General features: G+C 66.6%; 5 protein-coding genes and 1 pseudogene. 3 read left to right on the top strand and 3 right to left on the bottom strand.

Going from position 1 to position 5717, the window contains the following annotated elements:
• Positions 1–85, top strand: a pseudogene (locus tag G3O00_RS39160) (metallophosphoesterase); the annotation flags it as partial.
• Between the two features lie 24 nt (positions 86–109).
• On the opposite strand, the gene G3O00_RS39165 reads toward G3O00_RS39160, so the two are convergent.
• Positions 110–805: an RES family NAD+ phosphorylase gene (locus G3O00_RS39165; protein ID WP_174931911.1), complete on the bottom strand. Its 696-nt coding sequence runs from the start codon at positions 803–805 to the stop codon at positions 110–112.
• A 2-nt stretch (positions 806–807) separates the two neighbouring features.
• Entirely contained in the window at positions 808–1227 is a 420-nt protein-coding gene (locus G3O00_RS39170) for an MbcA/ParS/Xre antitoxin family protein (protein WP_206146198.1), read from the bottom strand.
• Between the two features lie 233 nt (positions 1228–1460).
• Between G3O00_RS39170 and G3O00_RS39175 the strand changes: the two genes are divergently transcribed.
• Together G3O00_RS39175 and G3O00_RS39180 are read left to right on the top strand one after the other, a co-directional pair.
• Complete coding sequence (locus tag G3O00_RS39175; protein ID WP_011355847.1) at positions 1461–2243, top strand: ABC transporter substrate-binding protein; 783 nt, start codon at positions 1461–1463, stop codon at positions 2241–2243.
• A gap of 1130 nt (positions 2244–3373) precedes the next feature.
• Positions 3374–3760 (top strand): GtrA family protein, encoded by a 387-nt coding sequence (locus G3O00_RS39180; RefSeq protein WP_206146199.1) that lies wholly within the window; start codon positions 3374–3376, stop codon positions 3758–3760.
• A 28-nt stretch (positions 3761–3788) separates the two neighbouring features.
• Here G3O00_RS39180 and G3O00_RS39185 read toward each other — a convergent pair whose 3' ends face one another.
• Entirely contained in the window at positions 3789–5270 is a 1482-nt protein-coding gene (locus G3O00_RS39185; protein ID WP_174931910.1) for a sigma-54 dependent transcriptional regulator, read from the bottom strand.
• Positions 5271–5717: the final 447 nt, after the last annotated feature.

Consider the following 5717-nt stretch of genomic DNA (forward strand, 5'->3'; position numbering starts at 1 on the left):
TGCCGAGCCGCGCACCGGGCGCACCTGGTCGATGACGCAGGCCGAAGCGCGCGAACGCCACGCGGGCGACTGGCCGCTGCCTTGATGCCTTGACGCCCGCAAGCGCGCGCTAGCCGACCTGGTTCAGCTCGAACACCGCATCGACGGCCGAGCCGTTCCAGTTGTATTCGAGGTAGGCCGCGTGATGGCAGTCGCGCAGCAGCGCGGTGCGGAACGCCGCCAGGCACTCGCCGCGCGGGTCGCGCACCGACGGATAGACGATCCCCGCGCCGCCCGCATTGCGCACCGCGCGACCGAGCGCCTGCCCGGCGCTGTAATCGAGCGGGTGCAGCAACGCCGGATCGCGTTTCGGCCACGCGCGTATGTCGGCCACGTCGCCTTGTGCGATCACCGTATAGAGCCGCATCTGCTGGCGCATCGGCGGCTCCTTCGTCGCTTCCAGGAACAGTGCGCTGTGATACCGCGTTTCGGCGATCGCCGTATCGCGCGAACGCGCGCAGTAGAACACGCCATAGCTGCCGTCGGAAAAGCGGCTGCCCTGCGGATTCAGGTGCGTGAACGCGGCCATGATCGGCCCCCAGCCCTGCCCGTAGCGGCGCTCGGCGGGCGGCACGAGATCGAGTGCGCCGACTTCATTGCGGATGCGGTCGTTGGTCAGCGATTCGAGCGCGTAAAGCGCGTCGAAATCGTCCGCCGAGGCCACGCGGTCGAACAGGTTGATCGCCGGAAAACGAGTGGGAATCACGCGATAGGCTGGCGCCCAGTCGACCGCCGTCGTGGGCCATTGTTGTGCTTGGATCGGCATTGTCACGCCCAGCCACCTCGCATCGCGTCGAGATATTGCCGGACGGCGACCAGATCGCCGACGTTGCCGGCGAGCATCCGGTCGAGTGCGCGCTTGCCGCCGAACGGCGCCGCGTCGTTGGGCCGCTTGACCCACGCATCGGCCGCGGCCGGCTGCGGCAGCAGGATCTGCAGCGCCTTGTAGATGCCGAGCAGCAGCGACAGGCGCTCGAGCGTATCGCGCGGCAGCCGCGCCGATTCCGGCGTGGCCTTCCACTTGAAGAATGTCGAACGGCCGGGCGACCCGAGCAGCACGATCTGCTCGTCGATCGTCAGTTCCCAGTCGCGTGAGATGTTGAAAAACGCACGGAGGCCGGCCGCCGACATCTGCGCGACCGAGGCCTGCGGCGGGGCGGAGTGCGATTCATAGGCGGGCTGTGACATGATCGTTAGTCTCGAAACGAATTTACTAACAAGATTAGTCCATTTTCGTATTTTTGCAAGGGTCGAGACCCGCCGACCGGCCCGTCCATCCGACGAAACGATATTTTTTGTCCATTCTGGACTCAGATTTTATTTTCTGCGCTAATGGCCGTGCGGACACCGCGCGCAGACGCGGTTCGTGTCCGTGAAACCGTGTCGCACAGAACCCGGAAGCACCCGCCAAGGAACGCACCATGAAGAGACTGATTGCCGCTGTTTCGATCGCCCTGCTCGCGGTATCCGCAGGCCCCGCCGTCGCGAAGGACTGGACCACGATCCGCTTCGGCACCGATGCCAGCTACGCGCCGTTCGAGTCGAAGGCACCCGACGGCAAGCTCGTCGGCTTCGACATCGACCTCGGCAACGAGATCTGCGCGCGCCTGAAGGCGAAGTGCGTGTGGCTCGAGAACGATTTCGACGGGATGATTCCGGCGCTGAAGGCGAAGAAGTTCGACGCGGTGCTGTCGTCGATGTCGATCACGCCGCAGCGCGCGCAGCAGATCGGCTTCACGACGAAGATCTACAACCAGCCGACGCGGCTCGTCGTGAAGAAGGGCTCGCCGCTGCTGCCGACGGCCGAATCGCTGAAGGGCAAATCGATCGGCGTCGAACAGGGCACGACGCAGGAAACGTACGCGAAGGCGTACTGGGGCAAGCAAGGCGCGAACGTCGTGTCGTACCAGAACCAGGACGGCGTGTACGCGGACCTGACCTCGGGCCGCCTCGACGCAGCGCTGCAGGATGAAGTGCAGGCGGCCATCGGGTTCCTGAAATCGTCGCGCGGCGCGAACTACACGTTCGTCGGCCCCGAGCTCGTCGACGACAAGGTGCTCGGCATCGGCGCCGGTATCGGGCTGCGCAAGGAGGACACCGACCTGAAGGCGAAGATCGATGGCGCCATCCTCGACATGGTCAAGGACGGTACCTACAAGCGGCTCGCGTCGAAGTACTTCGACTTCGACATCTACGGCGGCTGAAACGGCGTCGCGCGCGTACGGGCGCCACTCCCGTCGCGCGCGTCCGACCGCCCCTCCCCTCACCACCGGACGGCGAGCGCATGATGCCGTTTGCCGTCACATCGCATGCATCATCCGTCGTCCGTGCGGCACGACGCTGCGCATTTCATTCGGACTGCAGATCGATCGTTCGCGCGGGCAATGCCCGACGTGAACGGATATCGTGCAGCTTCAGTCAATAGGCGAAGATCGGGCGTCGAGGTACCGGCGCCCGTGCGCACATGCCCTTGCGTATCGGGTTCGCGTGCAGGAAAGTGCCGACCCGGCGCGGATGACCGGCAATCAGCCGGATCCGCCTCGCACCGGGCGCGGAGAGATGGCCTGTCGATGCATGCCGGCCGGCTGCGAGAACGACGTTCGACCGGCGATGCTCCGAATCACTGCGATCGCGGCCTGCCGGCCGCGGCGTGTGGCGATCGATCATTTTTCTTCCCCGTATCAGTCTGATGGTTGTTCCAGCAACCGGACGAAGCCGGTGCTCCGACGATCAGGCGACGACGCTCCGTGCTCGCCGGAACGCGGCAGTCGTGCCGCGCTCCGCCGCCGCATCCCCGCGGACTGTGTCCTCACCGGTACTGACAGGGTTCGCTGCCGAACCGGACGGACCGTGCATCGTCACCTTTCGCACGCCCACTTTCGCAAGGAGCGGGCCAGCTTCGCGCGAGCCCGTCCGGACAAGGGTTTGACCGGGCAGCGTGGCGGCCGGAACGGGTGCGGAAGGCGGGAAGTTACGAAACTGAAACACGCGCCGCACGGCATGCATCGGCCGCGCGGCGGCCCGGCCTTGCCGGATAAGGCTGAACAATGCCGCGCGGCATTTTTACCGATAGGCAGCCGGCCGTTCAGCCCGATTTGCCGAGCAAATTGGCCGGGCTGCCGAGGCGAAATGTTTCATGCGCTTTACATGCCGCCGGCGGCACGCGAGCCGCGGGTTGTCCGCGCTTCCATCGGCCGATGCCGGGTTGGCCGACCGCATCGCTATACTGCGAAACCGGCGCGCGTCATGTCTGCGTCGGCACCTGTTGCCGGCGCATGCGGCACCCCGTGATACCGCTCCACACGCCACCACGCCGCCCGAACGACCGCGCCCGATGATCCGCACCCTCCATACCGCCGAACGCGCCAGGCTGATTCGCTTCGGGGTGTCGGGCGTCGGTTCGACCGCGCTGCATGCGCTGATCGCGGCCGCGATGTTCGCGCTATTCGACGCGACGCCCGTGAGCGCGAATGCGGTCGCATTCACCTGCTCGACCGCGTTCTCGTATCTCGCCAACACGCTGTGGAGTTTTTCGTCGCCCGTGACGTGGGGCAACTTCGTGCGCTTTCTCGCTGTCGCGATGGCCGGCCTCGGCATGACGATGCTGCTGGCGCACGGCACCGAGACGCTCGGCCTCGCCCGCGCGTGGAGCATCGTCGCGGTCGTGCTGTGCGTGCCGCCCGTCACGTTCGTGCTGCACCGGCTCTGGACCTATCGCTGAGCCGGTTCACGCGCCACACGTGCGCCGCTCAGCCGACCCGCTGATGCCCCGCGTCGCCGGACGGCGTGCCGTCGTGACCGCCGTTGTCGCCGTTCCCGCCGTTGTTGTCGTGATCGTTCAGCCCGTGCTCGATCATCATCCGGTAGAGCGTCACGCGTGAAATGCCGAGTTCGGCCGCGGCCTTGTTGATGCGGTGGTCGTTGCGCAGCAGCGCATTCTCGATCGCGGTGCGCTCGGCGAGCGCCCGGGCCTGTTCGAGCGTCACCGGCTCGGTTTCGCCCGGTGTGTCGAGCCCGAGATCGTGCGGCGTCAGCAGCCGGCTCTCGGCCATCACGATCGCGCGCCGCACGCGGTTGATCAGCTCGCGCACGTTGCCGGGCCACTCGTAGCGGCGCATCGCATCGAGCGCGGCCGACGTGAAGCCGCTGATCTTGCGGCCGCTGTCGGACTTGAATTTCTGCAGCACGTAGTGCGCGAGGATGTCGATGTCCTTGCCGCGCGCGCGCAGCGGCGGCTCGTGGATGCGCAGCACGCACAGGCGGTGATAGAGGTCCGCGCGGAAGCGCCCGCCCTCGACCGCGCCGTCGAGATCCACGTGGGTAGCCGAGATGATCCGGACATCGACCGGAATCGATTCCTGCCCGCCGAGCCGCTCGATCTTCCCTTCCTGCAGGAATCGCAGCAGGCTCGCCTGGCTTTCGACCGGCATGTCGCCGATTTCGTCGAGAAACAGCGTGCCGCCGTTCGCCGATTCGATCCGGCCCGCGCGCCGCTGGTTCGCGCCGGTGAACGCACCGCGCTCGTAGCCGAACAGTTCCGACTGCAGCAGGTGATGCGGAATCGCGCCGCAATTGATCGCGACGAACGGCCCCTTGCCGCGGCCGGAGCGCTCGTGAATCGCGAGCGCCGTCAGCTCCTTGCCGGTGCCCGACTCGCCCGAGATGAACACGCTCGCGTCGGTCTTCGCGACCTTGCGGATCGTGCTGAACAACTGCTGCATCGCCTCGCAGTTGCCGATCATCCCGTGTTCGCCGATCGACGCCGCATAGGCCGCGCCGTCGACGCGATCGAGCGCCGCCATCCCGCGCGCATGGCCGAGCACGTGCGAAATCCATTCGTAGGGCAACGGAAGGGTCACGTAATCGAAGCAATAGCTGCGGATCAGCTCGCGCACCGCGGGAGTGATCGTGATGCCGGCCTGCGCGATGGAAATCCAGCCGATCGACGGCTGGCTCAGGCACGCCTTCAGCGCGGGATAGTCGCGCGACGTGAACCCGGTGAAATCGATCAGGCCGGCGGCAACGCTCACGCCGGACGTCATGTTCTGCGCGGCGCCGGCCGTCTTCGCGACGGAGATTTCCCAGCCGAGCCCGCGCAGTTGCGCAAGCAACGGCTCATCGGGTGAACGCATGATCACGAACAGCTTGCGTCCGTCTTCGGGCGCGGTGACGGACACATGCGTCATCTCGGACACCGCTTGCCCGTTTGCGTCAGGTGACCTAGCAACCATCGTTGTTCCCCGCTTGGCGTTGGTATCGCGCCGGCTCGCCGTCGCGCGCGACGGACCTCGATCGAACCGACATATTGGCCGCATTTCCGTCCGAATAAAATCCCCCCGTGCATGAATCGCGCGTGAGGTGGACATTGTCATGAACGGTATAACGATGCGGCCGGCGCGCGGCTAGATGGGTGTTATCCCGGTGGCGTATGCGGCGGGAACCCTGAACGGGCGGCTGCGCGGCGCGCAGAGCCGCGCCGGTGCTGGCGCCTGGCACGCTCGGGCGATGCGGCGCACGCCGGATCGGCTCACCCGCGCATGCGTGCGCAACGGGTCGACGGGCCCGCCAGGCGTCCGCGCAGCCGGGGCGAGTTGATTTCGGTCAATCGTCAGAGGAAGGCGGCTGATGCACGCACGCAACATGCGCGGCCCGATGCCGCGCATGCTGGCGCAGCGGGG

The organism is Burkholderia sp. Ac-20384 (genome assembly GCF_017104605.1).
GTDB lineage: Bacteria > Pseudomonadota > Gammaproteobacteria > Burkholderiales > Burkholderiaceae > Burkholderia > Burkholderia lata.